The organism is Streptococcus sp. DD04, from assembly GCF_001578725.1.
Lineage (GTDB): Bacteria > Bacillota > Bacilli > Lactobacillales > Streptococcaceae > Streptococcus > Streptococcus sinensis.
The window spans coordinates 98,172-125,138 of record NZ_KQ968978.1; the positions used below are offsets into that span (position 1 = coordinate 98,172).

At 44.0% G+C, this 26,967-nt stretch carries 22 protein-coding genes and 2 pseudogenes; 21 read left to right on the top strand and 3 right to left on the bottom strand.

Annotated elements, in window-relative coordinates; translation table 11 throughout:
- The 14 genes and pseudogenes from STRDD04_RS05560 to STRDD04_RS05615 form a co-directional block, all read left to right on the top strand.
- Nucleotides 1-307, top strand: a pseudogene (locus tag STRDD04_RS05560) (ATP-dependent Clp protease ATP-binding subunit); the annotation flags it as partial.
- A 141-nt stretch (nucleotides 308-448) separates the two neighbouring features.
- Entirely contained in the window at nucleotides 449-694 is a 246-nt protein-coding gene (locus STRDD04_RS05565; RefSeq protein ID WP_037618571.1) for a hypothetical protein, read from the top strand.
- Nucleotides 695-837: 143 nt separating this feature from the next.
- On the top strand, nucleotides 838-963 hold the full coding sequence (locus STRDD04_RS11585) for a hypothetical protein (RefSeq protein WP_267960796.1): 126 nt from the start codon (nucleotides 838-840) through the stop codon (nucleotides 961-963).
- A 131-nt stretch (nucleotides 964-1,094) separates the two neighbouring features.
- The gene (gene tkt, locus STRDD04_RS05570; RefSeq protein ID WP_062200061.1) at nucleotides 1,095-3,071 is read left to right on the top strand and encodes a transketolase; all 1,977 of its coding nucleotides are present in this window, start codon (nucleotides 1,095-1,097) and stop codon (nucleotides 3,069-3,071) included.
- 118 nt (nucleotides 3,072-3,189) lie between these two features.
- On the top strand, nucleotides 3,190-3,525 hold the full coding sequence (yajC, locus tag STRDD04_RS05575; RefSeq protein ID WP_037618567.1) for a preprotein translocase subunit YajC: 336 nt from the start codon (nucleotides 3,190-3,192) through the stop codon (nucleotides 3,523-3,525).
- 219 nt (nucleotides 3,526-3,744) lie between these two features.
- The gene (locus tag STRDD04_RS05580; protein ID WP_062200064.1) at nucleotides 3,745-4,494 is read left to right on the top strand and encodes an isoprenyl transferase; all 750 of its coding nucleotides are present in this window, start codon (nucleotides 3,745-3,747) and stop codon (nucleotides 4,492-4,494) included.
- A gap of 14 nt (nucleotides 4,495-4,508) precedes the next feature.
- A complete protein-coding gene (locus tag STRDD04_RS05585) occupies nucleotides 4,509-5,312 on the top strand; it encodes a phosphatidate cytidylyltransferase (RefSeq protein ID WP_062200067.1) in 804 nt (267 codons plus the stop codon).
- Nucleotides 5,313-5,661: 349 nt separating this feature from the next.
- The gene (gene rseP / locus STRDD04_RS05590) at nucleotides 5,662-6,918 is read left to right on the top strand and encodes an RIP metalloprotease RseP (protein WP_062200071.1); all 1,257 of its coding nucleotides are present in this window, start codon (nucleotides 5,662-5,664) and stop codon (nucleotides 6,916-6,918) included.
- 45 nt (nucleotides 6,919-6,963) lie between these two features.
- Nucleotides 6,964-8,814 (top strand): proline--tRNA ligase, encoded by a 1,851-nt coding sequence (locus STRDD04_RS05595; RefSeq protein WP_062200074.1) that lies wholly within the window; start codon nucleotides 6,964-6,966, stop codon nucleotides 8,812-8,814.
- 87 nt (nucleotides 8,815-8,901) lie between these two features.
- A complete protein-coding gene (locus STRDD04_RS05600; RefSeq protein ID WP_187423866.1) occupies nucleotides 8,902-9,285 on the top strand; it encodes a PH domain-containing protein in 384 nt (127 codons plus the stop codon).
- 117 nt (nucleotides 9,286-9,402) lie between these two features.
- Nucleotides 9,403-13,791 (top strand): PolC-type DNA polymerase III, encoded by a 4,389-nt coding sequence (locus tag STRDD04_RS05605; protein ID WP_062200076.1) that lies wholly within the window; start codon nucleotides 9,403-9,405, stop codon nucleotides 13,789-13,791.
- Between the two features lie 19 nt (nucleotides 13,792-13,810).
- Entirely contained in the window at nucleotides 13,811-13,963 is a 153-nt protein-coding gene (locus tag STRDD04_RS11160) for a hypothetical protein (RefSeq protein WP_197460085.1), read from the top strand.
- Nucleotides 13,964-13,984: 21 nt separating this feature from the next.
- The gene (locus tag STRDD04_RS05610) at nucleotides 13,985-15,226 is read left to right on the top strand and encodes an aminopeptidase (protein WP_062200079.1); all 1,242 of its coding nucleotides are present in this window, start codon (nucleotides 13,985-13,987) and stop codon (nucleotides 15,224-15,226) included.
- 93 nt (nucleotides 15,227-15,319) lie between these two features.
- Nucleotides 15,320-15,549: pseudogene (locus STRDD04_RS05615) on the top strand (GlsB/YeaQ/YmgE family stress response membrane protein).
- Between the two features lie 65 nt (nucleotides 15,550-15,614).
- Here the strand turns inward: STRDD04_RS05615 and def are convergent.
- Nucleotides 15,615-16,247 (bottom strand): peptide deformylase, encoded by a 633-nt coding sequence (gene def / locus STRDD04_RS05620; protein WP_062200081.1) that lies wholly within the window; start codon nucleotides 16,245-16,247, stop codon nucleotides 15,615-15,617.
- 196 nt (nucleotides 16,248-16,443) lie between these two features.
- Between def and STRDD04_RS05625 the strand changes: the two genes are divergently transcribed.
- The 4 genes from STRDD04_RS05625 (at nucleotide 16,444) to STRDD04_RS05640 (ending at nucleotide 20,902) form a co-directional block, all read left to right on the top strand.
- Complete coding sequence (locus tag STRDD04_RS05625; protein WP_062200084.1) at nucleotides 16,444-17,595, top strand: MFS transporter; 1,152 nt, start codon at nucleotides 16,444-16,446, stop codon at nucleotides 17,593-17,595.
- Between the two features lie 9 nt (nucleotides 17,596-17,604).
- On the top strand, nucleotides 17,605-18,333 hold the full coding sequence (locus STRDD04_RS05630; RefSeq protein ID WP_062200085.1) for a pseudouridine synthase: 729 nt from the start codon (nucleotides 17,605-17,607) through the stop codon (nucleotides 18,331-18,333).
- Between the two features lie 113 nt (nucleotides 18,334-18,446).
- Complete coding sequence (locus STRDD04_RS05635) at nucleotides 18,447-18,941, top strand: DUF536 domain-containing protein (protein ID WP_037618543.1); 495 nt, start codon at nucleotides 18,447-18,449, stop codon at nucleotides 18,939-18,941.
- Between the two features lie 206 nt (nucleotides 18,942-19,147).
- A complete protein-coding gene (locus STRDD04_RS05640; protein WP_062200088.1) occupies nucleotides 19,148-20,902 on the top strand; it encodes a glycerophosphoryl diester phosphodiesterase membrane domain-containing protein in 1,755 nt (584 codons plus the stop codon).
- A gap of 137 nt (nucleotides 20,903-21,039) precedes the next feature.
- On the opposite strand, the gene STRDD04_RS05645 is transcribed toward STRDD04_RS05640, so the two are convergent.
- The gene (locus STRDD04_RS05645) at nucleotides 21,040-21,339 is read right to left on the bottom strand and encodes a YbaB/EbfC family nucleoid-associated protein (protein ID WP_062200091.1); all 300 of its coding nucleotides are present in this window, start codon (nucleotides 21,337-21,339) and stop codon (nucleotides 21,040-21,042) included.
- Nucleotides 21,340-21,758: 419 nt separating this feature from the next.
- Here STRDD04_RS05645 and STRDD04_RS11445 point away from each other — a divergent pair, with 419 nt between their 5' ends.
- Both STRDD04_RS11445 and STRDD04_RS05650 read left to right on the top strand, forming a co-directional pair.
- Complete coding sequence (locus STRDD04_RS11445; protein WP_231853893.1) at nucleotides 21,759-22,109, top strand: hypothetical protein; 351 nt, start codon at nucleotides 21,759-21,761, stop codon at nucleotides 22,107-22,109.
- A 108-nt stretch (nucleotides 22,110-22,217) separates the two neighbouring features.
- A complete protein-coding gene (locus tag STRDD04_RS05650; protein WP_231853894.1) occupies nucleotides 22,218-23,459 on the top strand; it encodes an ATP-dependent nuclease in 1,242 nt (413 codons plus the stop codon).
- A 196-nt stretch (nucleotides 23,460-23,655) separates the two neighbouring features.
- Here the strand turns inward: STRDD04_RS05650 and STRDD04_RS05655 are convergent, their stop codons facing one another.
- A complete protein-coding gene (locus STRDD04_RS05655; RefSeq protein WP_062200585.1) occupies nucleotides 23,656-25,947 on the bottom strand; it encodes a Xaa-Pro dipeptidyl-peptidase in 2,292 nt (763 codons plus the stop codon).
- A gap of 103 nt (nucleotides 25,948-26,050) precedes the next feature.
- Between STRDD04_RS05655 and gla the strand changes: the two genes are divergently transcribed.
- The gene (gene gla, locus STRDD04_RS05660) at nucleotides 26,051-26,920 is read left to right on the top strand and encodes an aquaglyceroporin Gla (protein WP_062200093.1); all 870 of its coding nucleotides are present in this window, start codon (nucleotides 26,051-26,053) and stop codon (nucleotides 26,918-26,920) included.
- The last annotated feature ends 47 nt before the right edge of the window (nucleotides 26,921-26,967 follow it).

The window sequence follows — 26,967 nt, forward strand, 5'->3', positions numbered from 1 at the left end:
TCATCTCAAGAAGGAAGACTTGATGGAGATTGTAGATCTCATGTTGATTGAAGTCAATCAAACTCTCAGCAAGAAAGAAATTGATCTAGCTGTATCTGATGCGGCCAAGGAATTCCTGCGCGATGCTGGTTACGACCAAGTCATGGGGGTTCGTCCGCTCCGCCGGGTTATTGAGCAGCAAATTCGTGACAAGGTGACGGATTTCCACTTAGATAATCTAGATGCTAAGCACTTGACGGCCGATTTGGAAGATGGTGTTCTGGTTATTCGTGAAAAATCAGCAACAGATGGTACTGAAAAAGCTTAAAAATTTTCTGAAATAAAATCCAGTTGATTTTCAGCTGGATTTTTCTACTTTTTTATGCAAAATAAGCATTTATATATATAAATATAGTAGAAAAGGTGTATAATAGTTTGGAAGAGATTAATTTTAGGAAAGGATTTAAGGATGAAAAGATTGGATATTACATCAATGTCTGATTATAAAAAGGTAGAAGCAGTCGTTCAGTTGCTAATCAATGGTACTTTGACCAGTTACCGTGTTGCTACCGATGCAAATGTCAGCAAAATGAGCATCTTGACTTTAGCTAAAGGCACTAGCAAGATTAAGAATATCACTTATCAAACAGCGCTTGCTTTAATTGAATGGTATGAAGAAAACCATGAAAAGTATGGGATTACAATAAAGAATTAGGAAGAATATTTGAATGCTAGAAAACCATGAGTGCATAAACTCATGGTTTTTATTTACCTTGTCTCTGAATCAGGGTCAATTCTAATAGGTATAATATTGTTATTAGTTTTGTGTTTTCCTGCGGATTGAAAATGAGTAAGAAAATGAGAAAAGATCTTTATGTCGTCGGACGCAGCGATCTCTTTGCTCTGACGGATAAAATTGAAGATTTCTGGGCCATCATGGTCAAGGATTATCAGGACATGACTGGCAAAAAGCTGGAAGACTGATGGTTTGGGGAGAAAAGCGCTTCCGTTATTGCTAGAAAGACAAAATTATACTATAATAGTAGGTGTAGAATAGAAAAAGAAGGTGATTGCGCTTGCTGAGTAAGCGCTCTTATTTTCGAAAGGAGAACTCAATGTCACAATTATCAGTTAATGCCATTCGCTTTTTAGGGATTGACGCAATTGAAAAGTCTAAGTCAGGTCACCCTGGTGTAGTCATGGGTGCTGCGCCGATGGCTTATGACTTGTTTACTAAGCAACTGCGTATCAATCCAGAAGAGCCAAACTGGATTAACCGCGACCGCTTCGTTCTGTCTGCAGGACACGGCTCTATGTTGCTCTACGCATTACTTCATCTTTCTGGTTTTAAGGATGTTAGCATAGAAGAAATCAAGAACTTCCGCCAATGGGGTTCTAAGACACCAGGTCACCCAGAGTTTGGCCACACAGCTGGTGTCGATGCGACGACTGGTCCGTTGGGACAAGGGATTTCCACAGCTACTGGATTTGCTCAGGCAGAGCGTTTCTTAGCTGCTAAGTACAACCGTGATGGCTATCCGATTTTTGACCATTATACCTATGTCATCTGTGGCGACGGCGACTTGATGGAAGGGGTTTCATCTGAAGCGGCTTCCTATGCTGGTTTGCAAAAGCTGGATAAGCTGGTTGTTCTCTATGATTCAAATGATATCAACTTGGATGGAGAGACTAAGGACTCCTTTACAGAAAATGTCCGTGCTCGCTATGACGCTTACGGCTGGCACACTGCTTTGGTGGAAGACGGAACAGACCTTGCAGCGATTGATGCAGCTATCAATACAGCTAAAGCTTCTGGTAAACCATCTTTGATTGAAGTCAAGACTATTATCGGTCATGGCGCGCCAAACAAGCAAGGTACGAATGCTGTTCACGGTGCACCTCTGGGAGCAGAAGAAGCGGCAGCTACTCGTCAAGCCTTGGGTTGGGACTATGCACCATTTGAGATTCCTGAGGAAGTCTATGCAGACTACCGTACAAATGTAGCGGAGCGCGGTGCAGCAGCTTATGATGCATGGAAGCAGCTAGTAGAGGACTACAAGCAAGCCCATCCAGAATTAGCTGAAGAAGTAGCAGCTATCATTGCTGGTCAGGATCCAGTAGAAATCAAACCAGAAGATTTCCCAGTGCTTGAAAATGGCTTCTCTCAAGCGACCCGTAATTCTAGTCAGGATGCCCTCAATGCAGCAGCTAAGGTCCTTCCAACTTTCCTCGGCGGTTCTGCTGACCTGGCTCATTCCAATATGACCTATATCGAGGAAGATGGCCTGCAGGACGACGCTCACCGTCTTAACCGCAACATCCAATTTGGTGTGCGCGAGTTTGCTATGGGAACAATTCTCAACGGTATGGCGCTTCATGGTGGTCTTCGCGTTTACGGTGGTACCTTCTTCGTCTTCTCAGACTATGTTAAGGCAGCTGTCCGTTTGTCTGCCCTGCAAGGTTTGCCAGTGACGTATATCTTCACTCACGACTCAATTGCAGTTGGTGAAGATGGACCGACTCACGAGCCGATTGAGCATTTGGCTGGTCTGCGTGCTATTCCAAACCTGACTGTCCTTCGCCCAGCAGATGCGCGTGAAACTCAGGCAGCTTGGTATCTGGCCCTTAAGAGCCAGTCCACTCCGACTGCTCTGGTCTTGACTCGTCAGAATCTGACAGTTGAAGAAGGCACAGACTTTGACAAGGTAGCTAAAGGAGCTTATGTGGTCTACGAAACAGGAGCAGATTTCGATACTATCTTATTGGCTTCTGGTTCTGAGGTTAATTTGGCTGTCGCAGCTGCTAAAGCACTTGCAGCAGAAGGTGCTAAAATTCGCGTGGTCAGCGTACCATCAACAGAGCTTTTTGATGCTCAAGATGCAGCCTACAAAGAAGAAATTTTGCCAAATGCAGTTCGTCGCCGCGTAGCGATCGAGATGGCAGCTAGCCAGCCTTGGTACAAGTATGTCGGTCTAGACGGTGCAGTTATCGGAATTGACCAGTTCGGTGCATCTGCTCCAGCAGGAAAGGTGCTGGAAGAATACGGCTTTACAGTTGAGCACGTAGTAGAAGTTGTTAAAAATCTTAAATAAAAGAGAAAAAAATCAGGGTGCAAGTCATCCTGATTTTTTGGAAATCATTTTCCTACCTTGTCAAAATGGCCAAAATCTGCTATAGTAGTTACGATATGAATTCCAAAGGAGAAGAGAAATGAATCCAACAATGTTGATTGTTATGGTTGTGGTGATGGTGGGAATGATGTATTTCCAAGTACGGACACAGAAAAAGCAAGCTGAAAAACGTATGGAAAGCCTTAATAAACTGCAAAAAGGCTATGAGGTCATTACAATTGGTGGTCTTTATGGGACTATTGACGAAGTCGATTCAGAGCGTAAGACAGTTGTCTTGGACGTAGACGGTGTTTACCTGACATTTGAATTGACAGCTATCAAGACTGTTCTGCCACTGACAGAAGGTATCCCAGCTGCCGCAGGAGTAGAGGGTGATGTTGCTGTTTCTGAAGAAGATTCTGCAATTGAAGAATAATACTGATCATAGAACAGCCATATGGCTGTTTTTTCTTTTATAGGCATTTGTAAGTCCATATTTTACAATTTTATACTTGTAAAATACTATTGAAACTTGTTTGTGCGCACATCCATCTTTTCATTATCAGATCTGACAGATGAAAAATCAGCTCTCCTGCCCACATTTAAAGGATTTATGATATAATAAAATGATAAAACTTTAAATAGGATAAAAAATATGTTTAGTTTTAAGAAAAAAGAAAAGTCAGATGAAGATTTGACTGTTCCCAAGCATATAGGGATTATCATGGATGGCAATGGTCGTTGGGCAAAAAAGCGAATGCAGCCGCGTGTCTTCGGTCATAAGGCAGGCATGGAAGCCTTGCAAGAGGTAACGATTGCAGCCAAGGAGATGGGCGTGCAGGTTTTGACTGTCTATGCCTTTTCAACGGAAAACTGGACGCGACCAGAAAAAGAAGTGTCCTTCATTATGAATTTGCCGGTTGAGTTTTATGATCGCTATGTGCCAGAACTGCACAGAAACAATGTGAAAATTCAAATGATTGGCGACACGAAGCGACTTCCTAAAGCAACATTTGAGGCCTTGGAGAAGGCTGAGGAGCTGACTCGCTTGAATACGGGGCTGATTTTGAATTTCGCCCTAAACTACGGCGGACGAGCTGAAATCAATCGAGCGGTCCAGAAGCTTGCCCAAGATGTTTTAGACGCTAAAGTCCAACCAGCGGATATTACAGAGGAAATGATTGGAGATTATCTCTATACCAGCAGTCTGCCTGCAAGTTTGCGGGATCCTGACTTAGTGATTCGTACGAGTGGCGAGCTGCGCCTTAGCAATTTCCTGCCTTGGCAGACAGCATATAGTGAGCTTTATTTTACAGATATCCTTTGGCCGGATTTTGATGAAAATGCCCTGAAGGATGCGATTGTAGAGTATAATCGCCGCAATCGACGATTTGGCGGTGTGTAAGGGAGTAAGAAAAGATGAGTAAGGATTTACAAAAACGTCTTATTTTTGGAGGAATTGCCTTAGCTATTTTTATTCCTCTGGTGATGATGGGAGGTGTTGCCTTCCAGATTGGAGTTGGACTTTTGGCTATGCTGGCAGTGCATGAGCTGCTTCAGATGAAGGGGCTTCCGACAGCGACGCTGGAGGGGGGACTGGCCATGTTGGCAGCCTTTGTTTTGACTCTGCCACTTGAGAACTATCTGAAATTTTTACCCGTGGATGGTAATGTCGTGGCTTATGGCTTGATTGTCTTTGTCTTGCTGGGAGCGACTGTTTTGGGTTCTTCCTATAGCTTTGAAGATGCGGCTTATCCGATTGCTTCTAGTTTTTATGTCGGTCTAGGTTTTAATGCTTTGATCGATGCCCGTTTGGTGAATGTGGACAAGGTTTTGCTGGCCCTCTTTATCGTCTGGGCGACAGACAGTGGAGCCTATCTGGTCGGCACCCGCTACGGTCGCCGGAAATTGCTGCCAAAGGTGTCGCCAAATAAAACAGTCGAAGGCAGTCTGGGCGGTATCGCCTCAGCAGTGGTGGTTTCTGCGATTTTTATGATTGTTCGTCCGCAAGTTGCCACCCCTCATAGCTTTTTGACCATCCTGCTGTTGACCGTTATTTTCAGTATCGCTGGTCAATTTGGGGATTTGGTAGAAAGTGCCATCAAGCGTCATTTTGGCGTGAAAGATTCAGGTAAGTTTATTCCTGGGCACGGTGGTGTTTTGGACCGCTTTGACAGTTTGCTCTTTGTCTTTCCAATCATGCACTTCTTTGGCTTGTTCTAAAATAGCGAGCAAGAGAATTTGGGAAACAGATGCTAGTGCAAATAGCACCAATACGCAAGGCTGATAGATCTTAAGGTGCGAGAGCTTTCGGCTAAGCGGGGGTAGAAAGTTTGGCTCAGCTCAAAAGCTTAGCTGCTTTCTGCTCCTTCTTTGCTTTCATGGTGTCTGCCTGTTGCTTGCTCTTGGAGTGGTGTTGAGCTGCTGTGTTATAATCGTTCAGTTGATTCTAAGTGCACGTTGCTTTATGCCACTACCGCTTGCGGCCTATCCGTTTCACATTTTCCGATGCTAGGCTGAAAGGAAACGGAATAACTCTGAAAAACATAGGAAGGATAAAATAAATTACAGAATGCAGATTATAACCTTTATCATTATTTTTGGCATTATTGTGGTGGTCCATGAATTTGGACATTTCTACTTTGCCAAAAAATCAGGAATTCTAGTTCGAGAGTTTGCTATTGGGATGGGGCCAAAAATCTTTGCTCATATTGGCAAGGACGGAACAGCCTACACGATTCGGATTCTGCCGTTAGGTGGCTATGTCCGCATGGCTGGCTGGGGCGAGGATTCGACAGAAATCAAAACGGGTATGCCGGCTAGTCTGACCCTGAACGCAGACGGAAAGGTCGTGCGAATTAATCTGTCCGGCAAGAAAATTGATCAGACAGCTCTGCCCATGAATGTGACCGGCTTTGATTTTGAAGAAAAGCTGGAGATTACAGGGCTGGTCTTGGATGAGCCCAAGACTTATTTTGTTGACCACGATGCGACCATTGTTGAGGAAGACGGAACGGAAGTTCGGATTGCTCCGCTGGATGTCCAGTATCAAAATGCGACTATTTGGGGACGCCTCATCACCAATTTTGCAGGCCCCATGAACAATTTCATTTTGAGTATTCTAGTTTTCATGTTCTTGGCCTTTCTCCAAGGCGGTGTCCAAGATGAAAATAGCAATCATTTTCAGGTGCTGGAAGGTGGCGCCGTTGCCAAGGCAGGGGTGAAAAGCGATGACCAGATTCTGAAAGTCAACAATTATGAGATTGCAAACTGGGGTGACCTGACTGATGCAGTGTCAGAAGCGACGAAAGATAAGGCAGATGCACCAAAACTGACCATCACTTATAAGAGTGGTGGCAAAATCCAGAAAGTGAACGTTGAGCCTAAAAAAGAAGGGAATCGCTACCTCTTGGGGGTTTCGCCTGCTATCAAGACTGGTTTTTGGGACAAGGTGATCGGAGGCTTTACCGCTACTTGGACGACTACAGGTCGGATTTTGACGGCTTTGAAAGATTTGATTTTTAACTTTAATTTAAATAAATTAGGCGGTCCGGTTGCTATTTATAATGTCAGCAGTCAGGCAGCTCAGCAAGGATTGCCGGCTATTCTGAGTCTCTTAGCCATGCTGTCCCTTAATATCGGGATTTTTAATCTAATTCCGATTCCGGCTTTGGATGGGGGAAAAATTGTCCTCAATATCCTTGAGGCTATCCGTCGCAAACCCTTGAAACGTGAAACAGAAAGCTATGTTACTCTGGCGGGGGTGGCTGTCATGGTTGTTCTCATGATCGCTGTGACTTGGAATGATATTATGAAATTGTTCTTCTAACATTTTAAAAGACTGAAAAATATTCTATGAAGGAGTTTTGTTTTTATGAAACAAAGTAAAATGCTAATCCCAACGCTGCGCGAAATGCCAAGCGATGCTCAGGTTATCAGCCATGCCCTTATGTTGCGGGCTGGCTATGTTCGCCAAGTTTCTGCGGGAGTTTACTCTTATCTGCCACTGGCCAACCGCGTCATTGAAAAAGCGAAAAAAATCATGCGGGAAGAGTTTGATAAGATTGGTGCGGTTGAAATGCTGGCGCCTGCTCTGCTCAGTGCGGACCTCTGGCGCGAGTCAGGTCGTTACGAGACCTATGGTGAAGACCTCTACAAGCTGAAAAATCGCGAAAAATCAGACTTCATCCTGGGTCCGACACACGAAGAGACTTTCACTTCCATTGTTCGTGACTCTGTTAAATCTTACAAGCAATTGCCGCTCAACCTTTATCAAATCCAACCTAAGTACCGTGATGAAAAGCGTCCACGTAATGGACTTCTTCGTACCCGTGAGTTTATCATGAAAGACGGTTATAGTTTCCATGCCAACTATGATAGTTTGGATGTAACTTATGATGAATACAAGTCTGCCTATGAAAAAATCTTTACTCGCAGCGAACTAGATTTCAAAGCCATTATCGGTGACGGTGGGGCTATGGGGGGTAAGGACAGTCAGGAATTTATGGCCATTACGCCTTCTCGTACAGACCTTGACCGTTGGGTTGTTTTGGACAAGTCAGTTGCATCATTTGATGAGATTCCGGCAGAAGTGCAAGAAGAAATCAAGGCAGAATTGCTCAAATGGATGGTTTCTGGTGAAGACACGATTGCTTACTCTAGCGAGTCTAGCTATGCAGCCAACCTAGAAATGGCGACTAATGCTTATAAACCAAGCCAAAAGGTAGTAGCTGAAGCAGATCTGGCGCGTGTGGCAACCCCTGACTGCAAGACCATTGACGAGGTGGCAGCTTTCCTACAAGTTGATACAGAAGAAACAATCAAGACCTTGGTTTACATGGCTGATGACAAGCCTGTCGTAGCCCTCCTTGTCGGCAATGACCAACTCAACGAAGTTAAACTGAAAAATCATCTGGGAGCTGATTTCTTTGAAGTCGCTAGTGAAGAGGATGTTCGTCAGCTCTTGGGCGCAGGCTTTGGCTCACTAGGCCCAGTCAATCTGCCAGAAGGCGTGAGAATCATCGCTGACCGCAAGGTGCAAGACCTGGCTAACGCTGTGGTTGGCGCTAACGAAGATGGTTACCACCTGACTGGTGTTAATCCAGGCCGTGACTTTACTCCTGAGTATGTGGATATCCGCGAAGTTCGTGAAGGAGAAGTGTCGCCGGACGGCCAAGGCATCCTCAAGTTTGCTCGTGGTATTGAGATTGGGCACATCTTCAAGCTGGGAACGCGCTATTCTGACAGCATGAACGCCAATGTCTTGGACGAAAATGGTCGAGCAGTGCCGATGATTATGGGCTGCTACGGTATCGGCGTCAGCCGTCTCCTCTCTGCTGTTATGGAGCAACATGCCCGCCTCTTTGTCAATAAAACGCCTAAGGGTGAATTCCGCTATGCTTGGGGCATCAACTTCCCTAAAGAGCTGGCACCGTTTGATGTGCATCTGATTCCAGTCAATGTCAAGGACGAGGAAGCTCTGGCTCTGACTGATCAAATCGAGGCTAACTTGCTAAATGCTGGTTATGAAGTCTTGGTGGATGATCGCAATGAGCGCGCTGGTGTCAAGTTCAGCGACAGCGATTTGATTGGTCTTCCAATCCGCGTGACGGTTGGTAAAAAAGCCGCAGAAGGCATTGTTGAAGTCAAGATCAAAGCTACTGGCGATACCATTGAAGTCCACGCTGATAATCTGCTGGAAACTCTGTCCATTTTGACAAAATAAAAGCAACTGCCAGTTTTGTCTGGCAGTTTTCTTTTGCTTATTGGCCTTGAAAATGCTATAGTAAGGAAAAATGGATTGGAGGACCGAATGATGGGATTATTCAGTGGTTTATTAGGCAATGCCTCTCAGAAAGATATTGACAAAGTTGAAAGAGAATTGGAGAATATTCTGACGCCAACAGAAAATGTGGAACTGGCTTTCAGTCTCATTCGCGATTTGATTGTTTTTACAGACGGACGCTTGATTTTGGTGGACAAGCAGGGAGTGACAGGCAAGAAAACGGCTTATAAGTCTTATCCTTATCGTTCTATTAGTCGCTTTTCAGTGGAAACGGCTGGTCACTTTGATCTAGACGCTGAGCTGAAAATCTGGGTTTCTAGCGCTGAGGATCCAGCTGAAACTCTGACCTTCCGGAGTGATAAAAGTGTCATTGCTATCCAAAAAGCGCTGGCAGAAGCGGTGCTGAGATAAAACTCTGGACTTTCTTGTAGTATGAACGAAGAGCAGACAAGTTTGTCTGACTCTTTTTCTGTCGAAAAAAGTGCTGATTTATGGTAAAATAGGGTCACTACTGTACGAGGAAATGTCATGTCAAACAAGTTTGAAATTTTAATGCATCAGCTGGATATGCCACTGGAAATGAGAAATTCAGAGGCCTTTTTGAATGCAGAAATTGAGAAGGTTCTGGTCCACAAGGTCAGTCGGGTCTGGGAGTTTCATTTTTCTTTTGCGAATATTCTGCCTATTGAGATTTTTCGAGAATTGCAGAAGCGCTTAGCTCAAGAGTTTTCTAAGACGGGCAATCAAGCCATTTTTGAAATTCACTGTCAGGCTCCCCAGGTGTCGAATGAGCTCTTGCAGGCTTATTACCAGCTGGCCTTTGAGGAGGGGCCTTGTGCCAGTCATGGCTTCAAGAGTCTTTATCAGGATTTGCAGGTTCATTTGGATGGGGACAAGCTGCTGATTGAGGGGGCTTCAACCATTGATACGGAGCATTTTCGTAAGAACCACCTGCCTAACCTCAGCCAGCAGCTGGTCAAGTACGGTTTTCCTCAGCTGACCTGTCAGGTTCAGCACAGCGATGAACTGACCCAGCAGCAAGCTGAGAATTTCCAGGCGGAGAATGACAAGATTGTTCAGGCGGCCAATGAAGAAGCGCTCAAAGCCATGGAATCCCTGCAGCAGATGGCACCGCCGCCAGAGGAAAAGCCAGCCTATGACTTCCAAGCTCGCAAGGCTGCGGCTAAACCAAAGCTGGACAAGGCAGAGATTACCCCTATGATTGAAGTTCAGACTGAGGAGAATCGTCTGGTCTTTGAGGGAATGGTCTTTGACCTGGAGCAGAGGGTCACTCGGACCGGCCGGGTCTTGCTCAATTTCAAGATGACAGACTACACTTCCAGCTTCTCCTTGCAGAAATGGATGAAAAACGAAGAAGAAGCCAAGAAGTTTGACATGATTAAGAAAGGCGCCTGGCTGCGCGTGCGGGGAAATGTGGAGATGAACAATTTCACCCGCGACCTGACGATGAATGTGCAGGATGTTCAGGCCGTTACTCACTATGAGCGCAAGGACTTGATGTCTGAGGGCCAGAAGCGGGTTGAATTCCATGCTCATACCAATATGTCTACTATGGATGCCCTGCCTGAGGTCGAGGAAATCGTTGCAACGGCAGCCAAGTGGGGCCACAAGGCTGTCGCCATTACTGACCATGGCAATGTGCAGAGCTTTCCCCATGGCTACAAGGCTGCCAAGAAAGCTGGTATCCAGCTGATTTACGGTATGGAAGCCAATATTGTAGAAGACCGGGTGCCCATCGTCTACAATGAAGTGGACATGGCGCTGAGCGATGCGACCTATGTAGTATTTGACGTTGAAACGACGGGGCTTTCAGCGGTCTACAATGACTTGATTCAGGTCGCAGCCAGCAAGATGCACAAGGGCAATATCATCGCTGAGTTTGATGAGTTTATCAATCCTGGGCATCCTCTGTCGGCCTTTACGACGGATCTGACCGGGATTACAGATGAGCATGTTCGCAATGCCAAACCGCTAGAGCAAATTCTGAAAGAGTTCCAGGCATTTTGCCAGGACAGTGTCCTCGTTGCCCATAATGCCACCTTTGACGTGGGCTTTATGAATGTCAACTATGAGCGGCATGGCCTGCCGAAAATTACCCAGCCAGTTATTGACACGCTGGAATTTGCCCGCAACCTCTATCCAGAGTACAAGCGGCATGGTCTGGGGCCCTTGACCAAGCGTTTCCAGATTGCTCTGGAGCACCACCACATGGCCAACTATGACGCGGAAGCGACGGGCCGCCTTCTCTTTATCTTTATCAAGGATGTGGCTGAAAAGCATGGTGTGACCAATCTCAAGGATTTGAATACGGATCTGGTCGATGAGAATTCTTACAAGAAGGCTCGGGTCAAGCATGCGACCATTTATGTGAAAAATCAGACGGGACTCAAGAATATTTTCAAGTTAGTCAGTCTGTCCAATACCAAGTATTTCGAAGGTGTCCCGCGGATTCCACGGACTGTCCTCGATGCCCATCGTGAAGGCCTGATTCTGGGCTCAGCCTGTTCAGAAGGCGAAGTCTATGATGCCGTTGTCTCTCAGGGGGTGGATGCGGCTGTCGAAGTAGCCAAGTATTATGACTTTATCGAGGTCATGCCACCGGCTATCTATGAGCCGCTGATTGCCAAGGAGCAGATCAAAGACCAGGAAGAACTGCAGACCATTATTCGCAATCTGATTGAGGTCGGAGACCGCTTGGGCAAGCCTGTCCTTGCGACGGGGAACGTCCACTATATCGAGCCAGAAGAAGAAATCTATCGGGAGATTATCGTCCGGAGTCTCGGTCAGGGAGCTATGATTAACCGGACTATTGGTCACGGTGAAAATGCCCAGCCGGCTCCGCTTCCTAAGGCTCATTTTCGGACTACCAATGAGATGCTGGATGAGTTTGCCTTCCTAGGGGAGGATTTGGCTAAGAAACTGGTCATCACCAATCCGAATCAGCTGGCGGAGACCTTTGAGCCGGTAGAGGTGGTCAAGGGCGACCTCTATACGCCTTTCATTGACAAGGCTGAGGAGACAGTTGCCGAGCTGACCTATCAAAAAGCTTTTGAGATTTATGGCAATCCGCTGCCAGATATTGTAGACCTGCGGATCGAAAAAGAGCTGACCTCCATCTTGGGGAATGGCTTTGCCGTGATTTATCTGGCTTCGCAGATGCTGGTGCAACGCTCCAATGAGCGGGGCTATCTGGTAGGTTCACGGGGGTCTGTTGGATCCAGCTTTGTCGCGACCATGATTGGGATTACCGAGGTTAATCCTTTGTCGCCTCACTATGTCTGTGGGAAATGCCAATACAGCGAGTTCATCACGGACGGCTCCTATGGTTCTGGTTTTGATATGCCGGATAAGGACTGTCCAGAGTGTGGCCACAAGCTGAGTAAAAATGGTCAGGATATTCCCTTTGAGACCTTCCTTGGATTCGACGGAGACAAGGTACCCGATATTGACTTGAACTTCTCTGGAGAGGATCAGCCCAGTGCCCACTTAGACGTGAGAGATATCTTTGGTTCGGAATATGCCTTTCGGGCTGGGACCGTTGGTACGGTTGCGGCTAAGACCGCTTATGGATTTGTCAAGGGTTACGAGCGCGACTACGGGAAATTCTATCGGGACGCCGAAGTCGAACGTCTGGCTCAAGGAGCTGCCGGAGTCAAACGGACGACCGGTCAGCACCCCGGCGGAATCGTTGTTATTCCTAACTACATGGATGTCTATGACTTTACACCGGTCCAATATCCAGCTGACGATGTGACGGCCGAGTGGCAGACCACCCACTTTAATTTCCACGATATCGATGAAAATGTCCTCAAGCTAGACGTTCTGGGACACGATGATCCAACCATGATTCGGAAACTCCAGGACTTGTCTGGCATTGATCCTAATGATATTCCTATGGATGATGCTGGCGTCATGGCCCTCTTTTCTGGGACAGACATTTTGGGTGTGACTCAGGAGCAAATTGGCACGCCGACTGGTATGCTGGGAATTCCGGAGTTTGGGACCAACTTTGTACGGGGCATGGTTGATGAGACCCATCCGACCACCTTTGCGGAGCTCTTACAGCTATCTGGTCTCTCTCATGGTACGGACGTTTGGCTAGGCAATGCTCAGGACTTGATCAAGCAAGGGATTGCTGACCTATCGACCGTTATCGGCTGTCGGGACGACATCATGGTTTACCTCATGCACAAGGGCTTGGATCCTAAGATGGCCTTTACGATCATGGAGCGCGTGCGGAAGGGCCTCTGGCTAAAGATTTCTGAAGAAGAGCGTAACGGCTATATCGCAGCCATGAAGGAAAACAATGTGCCAGAGTGGTACATCGAGTCCTGTGGAAAGATCAAGTACATGTTCCCCAAGGCCCATGCGGCAGCCTATGTTATGATGGCCCTGCGGGTAGCCTACTTCAAGGTGCATCATCCGCTTTATTACTACTGTGCCTACTTCTCTATCCGGGCTAAAGCATTTGATATCAAGACCATGAGTGGCGGTCTAGATGCCGTCAAACGCCGGATGAACGAAATCGCTGACAAGCGCAAGAATAACGAGGCCTCCAATGTGGAAATCGACCTTTATACGACTCTGGAAATCGTCAATGAAATGCTGGAGCGGGGCTTTAAATTCGGAAAGCTGGATCTCTACAAGAGCCATGCGACCGAGTTTCTCATCGAAGGGGATACCCTTATCCCACCTTTCTCTACCATGGACGGCCTAGGTGACAACGTTGCCCGCCAAGTGGTCAGAGCACGGGAAGAAGGCGAATTCCTTTCCAAGACAGAGCTCCGCAAACGTGGCGGCCTCTCTAGCACCCTAGTCGAAAAAATGGACGACATGGGCATTCTAGGCAATATGCCTGAGGATAACCAGTTGAGTTTGTTTGATGAGTTTTTCTAAAATAAAGAAAGGTGTTTTTATGAAATTGACCATTTCCGCTCAGGATAAGCCAGCGCAAAAGATTTTTGATTACCAGCTGGACCTAGATCCAGACACGATTTTGAAAATGACCGCTTTGATTTACGGTACTGTGGCAGCAGTAAGCCTGCTGTCTTTGTTTAAAGAGAAATAAAAAGAGAAAAGGAGAAGCAGAATGGTTCTGCCAAATTTTAAAGAAAACTTAGAAAAATACGCTAAATTATTGGTTGCCAATGGTATCAATGTGCAACCGGGTCATACGGTGGCACTCAATATTGATGTGGAGCAGCGTGAGCTGGCTCACTTGATTGTCAAGGAAGCCTATGCTCTGGGAGCTCACGAGGTTGTCGTCCAGTGGGCGGATGATTTGAGTACGCGGGAGAAATTCCTTCATGCGCCAATGGAGCGCTTGGACAATGTCCCAGAATACAAGATTGCTGAGATGAACTATCTCCTTGAAAAGAAAGCCAGCCGCTTGGGCGTTCGTTCATCTGACCCAGGAGCTTTGAATGGCGTGGATGCTGAGAAACTATCAGCTTCTGCTAAAGCTATGGGACTGGCCATGAAGCCGATGCGGATTGCAACCCAATCCAATAAAGTTAGCTGGACAGTCGCTGCAGCAGCGGGTACAGAGTGGGCTAAGAAGGTCTTCCCAAATGCAGCCAGCGATGAAGAGGCAGTAGATTTGCTCTGGGATCAGATTTTCAAAACCTGCCGTGTCTATGAGGATGATCCAGTTGCAGCTTGGAAGGCTCATGAAGAAAAGCTTGGCTCAAAAGCTAAGATCTTGAATGAGGAGCAATTCACTGCCTTGCACTACACAGCACCGGGAACAGACTTGATACTGGGCATGCCTAAGAACCATCACTGGGAGTCAGCAGGCAGTCTTAATGCTCAGGGTGAATATTTTATTGCCAATATGCCGACAGAGGAGGTCTTTTCAGCACCAGACTTCCGCCGGGCCGATGGCTATGTGACCAGCACCAAGCCTCTCAGCTACAATGGCAACATCATCGAAGGCATCAAGGTGACCTTCAAGGATGGCCAGATTGTGGACATTACTGCTGAAAAGGGCGATCAGGTTATGAAGGATCTTGTCTTTGAAAATGCTGGTGCGCGTGCTTTGGGTGAAGTAGCTCTTGTACCCGATCCAAGCCCGATTTCTCAGTCAGGCATTACTTTCTTTAACACTCTTTTTGATGAAAATGCTTCTAACCACTTGGCTATTGGTGCAGCCTATGCGACTAATGTGGTCGGCGGAGAGAATTTCTCTGAAGAAGAGCTAGAAGCAGCAGGTCTCAACCGCTCGGATGTCCATGTGGACTTTATGATTGGCTCTAACCAGATGGATATTGACGGTATCCGCGAAGATGGCAGCCGTGTGCCAATCTTCCGCAATGGAGACTGGGCAATCTAAGATTTGAAGTTGTTGTGACGGGTACTTTTAATCTGACAGCTCCCGCCTGCTTCTTGAGAAATATTCTTAGAAACATAGAAAGAAGGATCCTATATGATTGGTAGTATGTTTGTTGGCTTTGTTATCGGCCTCATCGCTGGGGCTATTACCAGCCGTGGTGAGCGTATGGGCTGTATCGGAAAATCCTCTTGGGCTGGTTTGGTTCCTGGATTGGTCAGTTGCTTTTTGGCCATTGGGGACCGATGTTAGCGGACACAGCTATTCTTCCATCAGTCTTGGGTGCTGTGATCCTTTTGGCTCTTTTCTGGGATCGAGGCAGTTAGAATAGAAGAAAAAATACCTAGACGTAAAAGCATCTAGGTATTTTTGTTTGAGATATGTGAGTTCTTTATTCTAGCACCAGCATACCGTCTTTGACTGCGAAAGGGTCTTTTTCATTAATGCGGTCGTAGAACATAATGCCGTTGGTGTGGTCAATCTCGTGTTGAACCACGATAGAATTGTAGCCTTTGAGTTTGATGCGGTGTTTTTGACCATCCTTGTCAAAGTAATCCACGGTCACCCGTGCATGACGCACGACATAGCCTGGCACTTCTCGGTCAACCGACAGGCAACCTTCTCCATCAGCCAGAGCAGCATCTTGGACGGAGTGGGCAACAACTTTGGGATTGTACATGACTTGAGCCAATGAATAAGCTTCCTTCGGTGGATTGCCTTCCTCGTCTTCTGGATTGGGGACTAAAACAGCGATAATCCGCTTGGAAATATCCAGCTGGGGAGCTGCTAGACCAACACCGCCACGTAGCCCCATTTTTTCAGCCATGACAGGATCTTGAGAATGTTTCAAAAACTGCATCATTTTCTCACCCAGAATGATTTCCTGGTCTGATAGCGGGAAGCTGACTTCCTCGGCCACCGCACGCAGGGTCGGGTTGCCCTCGCGGATAATATCGCTCATATCAATCAAATGAGCCGCTTTGGTTAATTTATCAATAACAGATGTTTTTTCAATAACAGACATGATTCTCTCCTTTTTCTACTCTTCATCATAACACAAATTGAAGAAGAAATAAAGGAAGGTGCTACATTTTTATTGTGGTCAGTGTGGCGTTAATGGAGACAGGTGGATGGATTTCTGATTTTTTAAGAAAAGATGATTGCGTCTTTTTCTAAAAAACTGTATGATAAAAGAAGTGTGATTTTTAAAGGAAAATAGAATGAAAAAGTTTATGGAAAAAGTGAGTATCCTCTCACTTTCTTTAGTTTTGACTACAGCATTTTCGGTTTCCAGTGCTCAATCAGCTATGTTTGCCTTTTATAAAGACCTGCCAGAGAGCTGGGTGGAATTGCTTGTTTCTCTGCCTTCGGCCGGTATTATGCTGATGCTGCTCTTAAATGGCCGAGTTGAGAAATATTTATCCGAACGACAGATGATTGTGGCGGGGCTCCTGATTTTTTCTCTCTGCGGTTTTGTTCCTCTCTTAAATCAGGATTATTGGGTGATTTTTGCCTCACGTTTCATCTTTGGTATGGGAGTCGGTCTGCTTAATGCCAAAGCGATTTCGATTATCAGTGAACGTTATCGGGGCAAGGAACGAATTCAGACTTTGGGTCTGCGTGGTTCGGCAGAAGTTGTTGGAACAGCCTTGTTGACACTGGGGGTCAGCCAGCTGCTTCGCTTTGGCTGGGAAGTCGCTTTCTTGGTCTATGCGTCAGGTCTGATTGTTTTGGCACTCTATTTGCTCTTTGTCCCCTATGGCAAGGAGGAAAAGCAGCACAAGACTCATCAGGCAGGAAGACGTTTGACAGCTTCACAGTGGTTTTTGACAATCGGTCTGGCATTTGTGGCGGCTGTGATCGTTTTGAGCAATGTCGTGATTAATCTGCGCGTGCCTGGAATTGTTGAAAAGTCTGGTATGGGAAGCGTTCAGACAGCTGGTCTGATTCTCTCAGCCATGCAGTTAATCGGGATTGTAGCAGGCCTATCTTTTTCACCCCTGCTGCATCATTTTAAGGAAAATTTGCTGACGCTTGCAGGAGTGGTGTTCGGTCTGACTCTTATCATGATTGGTCTTGCACCCAATCTGTTTCTATTGAGCATGACTACCATTGCTGCCGGCTTTGCCTATAATATCAGTCTGATAGCAATTTTCCATATTCTTTCTGAGAGGATTCCCAGCAAGTCCCTCAATCAAGCAACTTCGATTGCGATTCTGGGCTGCAGTAGCGGAGCTACTTCTACAACCTTCGTGCTGAGTTTGATTGGCAATTTCTCAAGTCAGGCCTCTTTTATCTTTGGTATCTTGGGAGCGCTGATGGTTTTGATAGCAGTGTTGGCCTTTAGTATCGTAAAGAAAACGGCCGTTTAGGAGGAAAAGATGCGTCTGGATAAATTTTTAGTCGAAAGCGGCCTTGGCTCGCGCAGTCAAGTCAAGCAACTGTTGAAAAAGCGTCAAGTTTGGGTCAATGGCGCAGTAGTAACATCAGCCAAGACTCAGATTGATGAACAGTCTGACCAGATTATGGTGGATGGTCAGGAATTAAAATATGAAAAGTTTGTCTATTACCTTTTAAACAAGCCCAAAGGAGTCATTTCAGCCACGACGGATGACCAGCATCGAACGGTTCTGGATTTGCTTGATGATACTGCCCGTCAAAAGGAAGTCTTCCCTGTTGGCCGACTGGATATGGATACGCATGGACTCCTGCTTCTAACCAATAACGGCCCATTATCTCACGCTATGCTGTCACCCAAGCGTCATGTGCCTAAGCTTTATCAGGCTCAGGTTGCTGGTCTGATGGATCAGACGGATATTGAGCGTTTTGCCCAAGGCATCGAACTCAAAGACTTCACCTGTCAGCCAGCCCAGCTAAAAATCTTAGAAGCGGATGAAACAACTGAGACCAGTCGGGTGCAGATTACCCTTTCAGAAGGTAAGTTTCATCAGGTGAAGCGCATGGTTTTAGCTTGCGGGAAGGAAGTAATCGACCTCCAGCGCTTATCCATGGGGCCTTTGCAGCTAGATGAAAGTCTGGAGCTAGGTCAATGGCGGCGCTTGACCAAAGAAGAATTACAGAGCTTGGAAATCTTTCAAGTTGAACTATAGAAAATTGGGAAAGTGGGGCAGATTGATTGCTTCACTTTTACTCTATTTGACAGTTAAGCCTTGATATGATAAGATTTAGGTAACTATATCTAGAAAAAGTTTCAGAGGAAATTATGGCAATTGAAAAGACAGTCAGCGAGCTGGCCGAGATCTTAGGAATCAGCCGTCAGGCAATCAATAACCGTGTCAAGGCCTTGCCGCCAGAGGATACAGAAAAAAATGAAAAAGGAGTCACTGTTGTGACTCGCAGTGGCCTGATTAAGTTAGAAGAAATTTACAAAAAGACGATTTTTGAAGATGAGCCGGTCAGTGAAGAAGTCAAGCAGCGCGAGCTGATGGAAATTTTAGTGGATGAGAAAAATGCTGAGATTTTGCGTCTTTATGAACAACTCAAGGCCAAAGATAGCCAGCTAGCTAAAAAAGATGAGCAGCTCCGTATCAAGGATGTGCAGATTGCAGAAAAAGACAAACAGCTGGACCAGCAGCAGCAGCTGACGGCCAAGGCTATGAGTGAGCGTGAAACCCTCCTCTTGGAGCTGGATGAAGCCAAGGAGAAGGTGCAGGAGCAGGAGAGCAAAGGATTTTTCGCCCGTTTATTTGGAAGATAATAAAGAAAATCTCAGTTGAACAGGCTGAGATTTATTTGTGAAAGAAGGGGCAGAATCAAGAGGGAAAAACAGCAAGTATTGATTTGCTGGAGAAATTTTGTGACCGCCAGATTTTTCCTTAACTCAGCCGAGTAGCCCTCCAGACCAAATATGATGGTGGTTGGTCCAGACTATCTACATTTCTAAAAAATAATAAAGGAAAAGAAATGAAATCGCAAAAATTAGGAATTTTAAGACTTTATCGGAATCTTGATAAATTATTGGTGCTCTTCTTTTTGGATTTTATGCTGATGGAATACGCATGGATCCCTTTTAATTCATTTTCAGCTGAGACCTTGCTCAAGCAGACAGGCTATCTCTTTTTTTCTTATAACAACGCTTTGGGAGTTTTAACTTCTAATTGGCTGGCTTCTTTAGGATTTGTGAGCCTATTTGTGGCCAATCTTTTAGTAGCTTATTACCAAATTGGCCTTATTTTTATGGGGGTGCGCAATCTTTTAGACAAGCAGGAGCGAAGCATTTTTCAATTTATCAAGCAAACTTTCAAAGATAGTTGGAGTTTGATTAAATATGCTCGTCCCAGTAAGATTCTGTTTATAGCGCTTTATGCAGGATTTCTCTTTCCCTTTTTGCGCCATGTCCTAAAGATTTATTATCTTAATAAAATTCTAATTCCGGAGTTTATTGTCACCTATTTGCAGAATACAGTTTGGATGAAGGGATTGATTTCAGTTCTTGGTATTCTCATATATTTGGCAGCCGTTCGGCTCATGTTTGCCCTGCCTCAGTTATTTTTTGAGCATGTCCCTTTACGAGAGGCCGTTCGCTATAGTTTGCAGAAAACCCAAAAACGAGTCCTCTATTATTCTTGGAGTCTCTTTTGGCTGCTCATTAAAAGTTTTTTACTATTTCTTCTCATCACTGTCCCAATTTTAGTGATTCAGCAATATACCGATAGCCAGTCGAATGCCATCTCTTTTGCCAGTGCCATGGTCAATTATGTTTTGATTAAGCTAGCTTATTACTTCATGTTGTCCTATTTCCTGCTTAAATTTATTGCCTTTTTGACAGATAGTTCTTTCGCGGAATACCAACATAGAAAAGGGTTGCCCCTAATGCGTTGGTTTGTACTGTTGTCCACCAGTGCTGTATTTGCGATTGAAAGCTTCGTCTATTTAAATTTCCCGCTGGAAAACATTCCGCTTACGATTTCTCATCGAGGAGTTTCCCAAGCCAATGGCGTCCAGAATACGGTTGAATCACTAGAAAAAACAGCTCTTCTCAAACCAGATTATATTGAAATGGATGTGCAAGAAACCAAGGATGGTCAATTTGTCATGATGCACGATGCCAATTTGCGCCAGCTGGCTGGTGTCAATGCCAAGCCACAAGAGCTGACTTTGGATGAGCTTACTTCTTTAGACATTTTTGAAAATGGCTATTCAGCAAAAATTTCCAGTTTTGATAGCTATTTGGAGCGGGCCGACCAATTAGGGCAACGACTTTTGATTGAAATTAAGACCAGTCATTTAGATTCTGAAGATATGATGGAGCGCTTCCTGACTCGTTATGGAGCCAAGATTAAAATTTACGGGCATCAAATTCAGTCCTTAGACTATCGCGTGATTGATAAGGTGCGTAAATATAATGCGTCAATCCCAACCTTTTTCATCCTACCTTATAATACGATTTTCCCAAGGACAAAGGCCTCAGGCTACACCATGGAGTATTCAACCTTAGATGAAAACTTCGTTTTTAAACTTTGGACTTCGGACAAACTCTTGTATGATTGGACGATTAATAGCGAGGATGCAGTGGCCAAGTCCTTCCGGCTAGGAGTTGATGGGATTATCACAGATGATTTAGAACTGGTCCAAAATTCAATCAAGAGACTGAGAGATAATCCAGAGTATGCCATCCTCCTGATGAATAAAGCAGTAGATTTATTTAATTTTACATAAAAAATGCTGATTTTAGCAATCATGCTAGAATATAGCTGATACAACAAAGACAAATGCAGTCACAAAAAACTCTAAGCAGTGTAAAATTTCTGCCTAGAGTTTTCTTTATAGCTGGTGAATAAGTTTATTAGCCAAAGTTAGAATGGTAATTTTCCTGCAAATGCTCCCAATTTCTTTTTGGTTGCTTCATCAATCTGCTCAAGAGCGCTGTTGATGGCCTGAATGGTCATATCTGATAAAGTTTCCAAATCCTCTGGATCGACAACTGCTTCTTGAAATTCCAATTTTACAACTTTTTTATCGCCAGTTAAAGTCGCTACAACTAAATCTTGGGCAGATTTGCCAGTAAATTCTGTCGCAGCCAGCTCTTCTTGGCCTTTTTCCATTTGCTTCTGAAGCTTTTGAGCTTGCTTCATCATGGATTGCATATTCATCATAAGATTTTTAAGATTCCTTTCATATCAAGGGTTTAATCCTTGTTTGTAAATTTTCGTTGCCTTATTTTGCCTTATTTATTTAATACTATTAGTTTGTTCACTTTTTTAAATAATGCTATCGATTAAGACTATTGAAAATTATAACATGTTTTCGTTCTAATTGGAAGTTGAGAATTACTATAATAGTTAAAGTGTGTAGAAATGAAAATCGTGATAAGTTTATGTTGTATTATCCATGTATGAATATGTTTTGAGAAATATTATAAAATAGATTATAATATTGTTATAAGTAACAATTAAATAATGGTATAGAAAAAGCTGAGTTTAGATTTATTCAATAATATCCATAATTGAGTGATACACTCTGTACAATTTATATCAATATAGTACAAATAAAGTTTTAAAAGGAGACGACCTATATGAAAAACCAAGACAGCTTAGTCCCATCTGTTGTCATTAAAGAAATGACATTTAATGATGGAAGCAAAAAGGAATTTAATAAAGACGATATAGTATTATTGGTTGGTCCGAACAACGTGGGTAAAAGTCGTACATTAAAAGATTTGAGAGAAGATTTGAATGATAAATCCGAATCAAAACTGTTAGTCAAGGAAGTTAAGTATGAAACAACGGGTTTTTCTGAAGAACAACTTAGAGATTATTTTGAAAGGAATATTGCTAAAACGAGTTATGGAGACTACTGTGTATGGATAGACGAGAACAGTTCTCATATTTTCAATGAACAATCTTTCACTAACATTTGGGATTAAAAAATTTATTATAAAGCATTGTTTTCATTTTTATCTACTGAGAATCGCTTAGGTCTCACTAGACCAATAAATTTTAATTTAGGAGTTGATAATCAAAATTTAAATATTATGAGAAAACTTGATATTGATTCGGAGTCAATTGGAAAATTAAACGAAGCTTTAGATTCAGGTTTTCAAAAATCTGTTGAAGTACATGAAGACTACCTAGATGGAAATATGACAAAAAAATATAAAATTGGTGAAACTAATGATATTTGCAATGCTATTACATCTAATAGACGTGATAACTTAAATAAATTGAAACAATTTGAAGATTTACATAATCAAGGAGATGGGATAAGAAATGCAGTTGCAGTTTTAGCATCTCTTATTGTGAATGAACATTCATTATTCTTAATTGATGAACCTGAAACCTTTTTACATCCGCCTCAAGCAAGGGTGCTGGGAAAAAATATAGTTAGGTTGTCTGAAGGTAAACAATTATTTATTTCGACACATAATATTGATTTCATTAGAGGTGTTCTAGAAGAGGATTCTTCAAGGGTTAAAATAATAAAAATAGATAGGTATGATAACAATAATACATTTAATTCAATTGACAACGATAGTATTAAAAAGATTTCCAATGATAGAAATCTAAAGTATACAAATATTCTTAACGGGTTATTTTATAATCAGGTTGTATTATGTGAGAATGAAAGTGATTGTAAATTTTACTCCGCAGTATTAGATCATGAATTTTTAGCAATTTATCAAAACACTTTATTTTGTGCAGTTGGAGGAAAAGAACAGTTTAAAAAAATAGTACCCTTGTTAAAAGAATTAAATATTGAGTATAAGATTATTGCTGATATTGATTTAATAAGTAATACAGATAGCTTGAAGCAACTGTTAAATTCAATTGAGTCTCAGTGTTATAAAAGGATAGAAAAGCAACATAAACAATTTTTAGAGAATTTTGAAAGAGAAATGAATTCTCAAGTCAAAACTCAAGAGCGGATAAAAACTGAAATTAATGAAGCGTTTGATGCAGATATATATATGTCTCCAAAAGTAGCAGAGCGGATAAAAACAATATTAAGAGATATTAGTAGTTTGAAACTTTTAAAATCTGGTGGAAAAAATATCATTCCGCAGGGAGATTGTATGGCTTTATTCAATGAAATAAAAGAATTCTTAATAGACTATAATATTTTTATTCTAGAGTGCGGAGAAATAGAACGATTCGTACCAGACATAGGTGGTCATGGGAATACTTGGGTTGAAAAAACATTTAGTAAATACCCGGATATGAATGGGGATGCTTATAAGGAAGCAAGACGATTTATAAGTTCTGTTTTTAGTAAATAATCTAATGTTATCTTTAAATTAAAAACCGCTTGACTTGGCTTAAGTAAAGCGGTTTTTGAGTGATAAGAAAAGACAACGTTTTATATTTAGAGATTAAGCGAGGGATAAATTCTATAAAATCAACGTTTTTGACGTAAACAATACTTGAAAAATCTTAGATTAAATCTTGTATATTCATCCTAAGACTTCTTCTCCTTCACATTTTAACCAGCATGTCTGGCAATTCTAAGCTAGAATTTTCTAAATCAACGGTCAGCTGATAGTCGGTCTTATCACGGACGGTGTGTTCGAAATCAGTGGTGTAGAGGACGAGGCGCAGTTGGTCGCCTTTTTTCATCTTGTAGATGGTTGGCTGTAGCTCGAAGGAACATTCCATCCATTGGTCAGGAGTGATTTCTTCGACCGTCAGTAAATCTGTCCGATTTTGCAGGTTGAGGAAGCCTTTGGTAATGACACGGTGTGGCGTTTCAGTATGGGGGAGTTCAACCAGATTGTCCAGCATATAGTAGCGGCCGTTGTCCATGACTCTAGGCTCAATCGGTGTGGGAATCGGAGTAAGGCGTTTAGCTGGTCCGAAGTCTAGCAGTTGAGCAGAAATCAGCCCCTTGTCAGTGCTGGATTTGAGACGAAGATTGAGCTGGGTGGTTCCGTTGAGGAAGAGGTCCTTTTCCAAGGTCCAGTCCAGAGTAATCTGATTGACCTTGCCGTCAAAGAGTTCGTTTTTAAAGCTTTGGTAATTTTTAGCAAAACGATTATATTCTTCTTCTGGATATTGATTTTGGATAGATTGGCAGTCCTGGCCTAGTTGGAGATGAAGTTTCTGCTCTTGTCCGCCAAAGTCCTCCAGAGTCAGCCAGTTTTGAGCTTGGCTGTTATCCTGCCAGATGACTGGCGGCAGTTCGAAGTCTGAAGCATGGCCCAGCAGTTTCTTGCTGAGGAGTGCATTCATGGCCTCGCGGAAGTCAATGGACTGCCAGTTGTTCATGTAGACATGGGCACCATTGTGGAAGAAGAGGTGCTTTTTGATGTGGGCTGGTAAGGCTCGGAACATATTATAGACATGGAGGGGCTTGACATTCCAGTCTTGAGAGCCATGGGTGAAGACGACTTCGGCCTTGACCTTATCTGTATGGAGCAGGTAGTTGCGGTCATGCCAAAATTGATTGTAATCTCCAGTTTGCCTGTCTAGGTCCTTGCGCTGTTGCTCTAGACTTTGCTGATAAGTGTCGTTGTGGCGCAGGTAGTCACCAGCCCTCAGGTTGCGGGAATAAGTCAGTTCAGTCAGGGATTCAAAATCCTCTCCTGGGTAGCCACCGGGACTGGTTACTAGGCCGTTTTCGCGGTAGTAGTTGTACCAAGAAGAAATCCCAGCTTCGGCAATGATGACTTCCAATCCATCTACACCAGTTGTCGCCAATCCATTGGACATGGTACCCAGATAGGAGATGCCGGTCGTAGCCACTTTTCCGTTGGACCAACTAGCCTTGATTTCCCGCTGGCGTGTGTGGTCGGTGAAGGCTCGGCAGCGGCCGTTGAGCCAGTCAATGACATTCTTATAGGCCTCAACCTGCTGATAGTCACCGCTGGTCATCAGACCTTGAGAATCTTTGGTTCCCACGCCAGACACGTAGAGATTGGCAAAACCGCGGGGTAGCAAGTAGTCATTGAGCGTGTAGGTACCGATATGACCTAATTTTTCCTCGGCTTCAGAGGCTTCTTGAGCTGGTGCTGGCGTATCCAGCTGGAGCAATTTAAGCTCAGGGTCGTGGACTGTGATTTGATGGGGTTCTTTTTTTGCTAGATCCACATTCATATTGTGGAGAGCCTTGTCGCTGGCCGGGTCATTTGTTCCCTGATGATAAGGAGAGGCTGTCATGACGGCAGGGATTTGCCCTTGGTAACGAGGGCGGATAATGCTAACCTTGACTAGATCTGGCAGGCCGTCTCCATCAGTATCAATTCGGCTTTCCACGTAAACCACCTCGCGGATGGCATCATGGCTGGAAAAGGTTGCCAGGCTCTTGCCGTTGAAGTAGTGGTGGGTATTGTCCTCGGGGATCAAACCCTCGCTGACTAGCTTATCAACCAGCAGATTGCCGTTTTTGGTCCGAGTGTTGAGGAGTTGGTAAATGTTTTCGAGTAGGTCACCGTAGATGATAGGAAAGTTGCTTTCCGTCCGGAATTTCTCAAGATCGGTGAAATCCATAAAAGGCACAAAGTCTAGGAGTTGAAAGGCAGTCATGTAGAAGACCTCGGCCGTCAGTTCTCGATCAGACTGGAAGAAGCTCAGCAGGTCGGTTTCGCTATCTGCAGCCCAGGCTTGGAGCAGGTAATCGGTATCCTGATAGAGAAAGAAACAGCGACGCAGAAAATGTTCAAAATTTTTCTTATTGGACTGCTGCGGATCAAAAGAAAAGCCCAGCTGGGACAATTCCTCTTTCATTTGTTCAGGCGCTGTCTTACTGTAACTATACTGATTAAAATGCATCATTTTTCCTCTTTTTCTTGTTTTTATTTAAAATGACCTTTACATTATCCATTATACTTGATAAAATATAGATTGTCTAAAAAATTTTTTAAGGAGAAATTAAATGGATTTCAATTGGGCTATTAAATATGCCACAGAATTTCTAGGAACAGCTATCCTCATCATTTTGGGGAATGGTGCTGTAGCCAATGTTGAATTAAAGGGCACCAAAGGTCATCAAAGTGGTTGGTTGGTCATCGCCGTTGGTTATGGTATGGGGGTTATGATTCCAGCTCTGATGTTTGGAAATGTCTCAGGTAACCACATCAATCCTGCTTTCACTTTAGGGCTTGCAATTAGCGGATACTTCCCATGGGGACAAGTGGCTCCATATATCGTTGCGCAAGTTTTGGGTGCGATCTTTGGACAGGCTTTGGTTGTGGCAACACATCATCCTTACTACTTAAAAACAGAAAAACCTAATAATATTTTGGGTACTTTCTCAACAATTTCAAGTTTGGATCACGGAACGCCTGAATCTCGTAAAGCAGCAACAATCAATGGATTTATCAATGAGTTTGTTGGTTCCTTTGTTCTTTTCTTTGCAGCAATGGGCTTGACAAAACATTACTTCGGAGCAGAAGCTCTTCAATACATGAAGCAATTAGCTGAACAAACAGGTCAAAAAGCTGATTTTTCTCAATTGGCTCTTAAAGCACAAATTGCGCCTCACACAGCAGCTGGTCTTTCTGTCGCTCACTTGGCGCTTGGCTTCCTAGTTATGGCATTGGTAACTTCACTTGGTGGTCCTACTGGCCCAGGTCTCAACCCTGCCCGTGACCTCGGACCACGTATCTTGCATGCTATTTTGCCAAAATCAGTCCTTGGTGAACACAAGGGTGATTCAAAATGGTGGTATGCTTGGGTACCTGTTGCAGCTCCGATTCTTGCAGGGATTGCAGCAGTTGCTCTGTTTAAAGCTATTTATGGATAATAAACATTCAAAGGCTGAGAGAAATCTCGGTCTTTTTTATTTGGCAG

Bases quoted from the DNA above. Each gene is read 5' to 3' on its own strand.
- def (WP_062200081.1), bottom strand. From the start codon at position 16,247: ATGTCTGTTATTGAAAAAACATCTGTTATTGATAAATTAACCAAAGCG.
- STRDD04_RS05630 (WP_062200085.1), top strand. From the start codon at position 17,605: ATGCGTCTGGATAAATTTTTAGTCGAAAGCGGCCTTGGCTCGCGCAGT.
- STRDD04_RS05655 (WP_062200585.1), bottom strand. From the start codon at position 25,947: ATGCATTTTAATCAGTATAGTTACAGTAAGACAGCGCCTGAACAAATG.
- STRDD04_RS05585 (WP_062200067.1), top strand. From the start codon at position 4,509: ATGAGTAAGGATTTACAAAAACGTCTTATTTTTGGAGGAATTGCCTTA.
- STRDD04_RS05595 (WP_062200074.1), top strand. From the start codon at position 6,964: ATGAAACAAAGTAAAATGCTAATCCCAACGCTGCGCGAAATGCCAAGC.
- rseP (WP_062200071.1), top strand. From the start codon at position 5,662: ATGCAGATTATAACCTTTATCATTATTTTTGGCATTATTGTGGTGGTC.
- STRDD04_RS11160 (WP_197460085.1), top strand. From the start codon at position 13,811: ATGAAATTGACCATTTCCGCTCAGGATAAGCCAGCGCAAAAGATTTTT.
- STRDD04_RS05600 (WP_187423866.1), top strand. From the start codon at position 8,902: ATGATGGGATTATTCAGTGGTTTATTAGGCAATGCCTCTCAGAAAGAT.
- gla (WP_062200093.1), top strand. From the start codon at position 26,051: ATGGATTTCAATTGGGCTATTAAATATGCCACAGAATTTCTAGGAACA.
- tkt (WP_062200061.1), top strand. From the start codon at position 1,095: ATGTCACAATTATCAGTTAATGCCATTCGCTTTTTAGGGATTGACGCA.
- STRDD04_RS05640 (WP_062200088.1), top strand. From the start codon at position 19,148: ATGAAATCGCAAAAATTAGGAATTTTAAGACTTTATCGGAATCTTGAT.
- STRDD04_RS05610 (WP_062200079.1), top strand. From the start codon at position 13,985: ATGGTTCTGCCAAATTTTAAAGAAAACTTAGAAAAATACGCTAAATTA.
- STRDD04_RS05625 (WP_062200084.1), top strand. From the start codon at position 16,444: ATGAAAAAGTTTATGGAAAAAGTGAGTATCCTCTCACTTTCTTTAGTT.
- STRDD04_RS05605 (WP_062200076.1), top strand. From the start codon at position 9,403: ATGTCAAACAAGTTTGAAATTTTAATGCATCAGCTGGATATGCCACTG.
- STRDD04_RS05565 (WP_037618571.1), top strand. From the start codon at position 449: ATGAAAAGATTGGATATTACATCAATGTCTGATTATAAAAAGGTAGAA.
- STRDD04_RS05645 (WP_062200091.1), bottom strand. From the start codon at position 21,339: ATGATGAATATGCAATCCATGATGAAGCAAGCTCAAAAGCTTCAGAAG.
- STRDD04_RS11445 (WP_231853893.1), top strand. From the start codon at position 21,759: ATGAAAAACCAAGACAGCTTAGTCCCATCTGTTGTCATTAAAGAAATG.
- STRDD04_RS05635 (WP_037618543.1), top strand. From the start codon at position 18,447: ATGGCAATTGAAAAGACAGTCAGCGAGCTGGCCGAGATCTTAGGAATC.
- STRDD04_RS11585 (WP_267960796.1), top strand. From the start codon at position 838: ATGAGAAAAGATCTTTATGTCGTCGGACGCAGCGATCTCTTTGCTCTG.
- yajC (WP_037618567.1), top strand. From the start codon at position 3,190: ATGAATCCAACAATGTTGATTGTTATGGTTGTGGTGATGGTGGGAATG.
- STRDD04_RS05580 (WP_062200064.1), top strand. From the start codon at position 3,745: ATGTTTAGTTTTAAGAAAAAAGAAAAGTCAGATGAAGATTTGACTGTT.
- STRDD04_RS05650 (WP_231853894.1), top strand. From the start codon at position 22,218: ATGAGAAAACTTGATATTGATTCGGAGTCAATTGGAAAATTAAACGAA.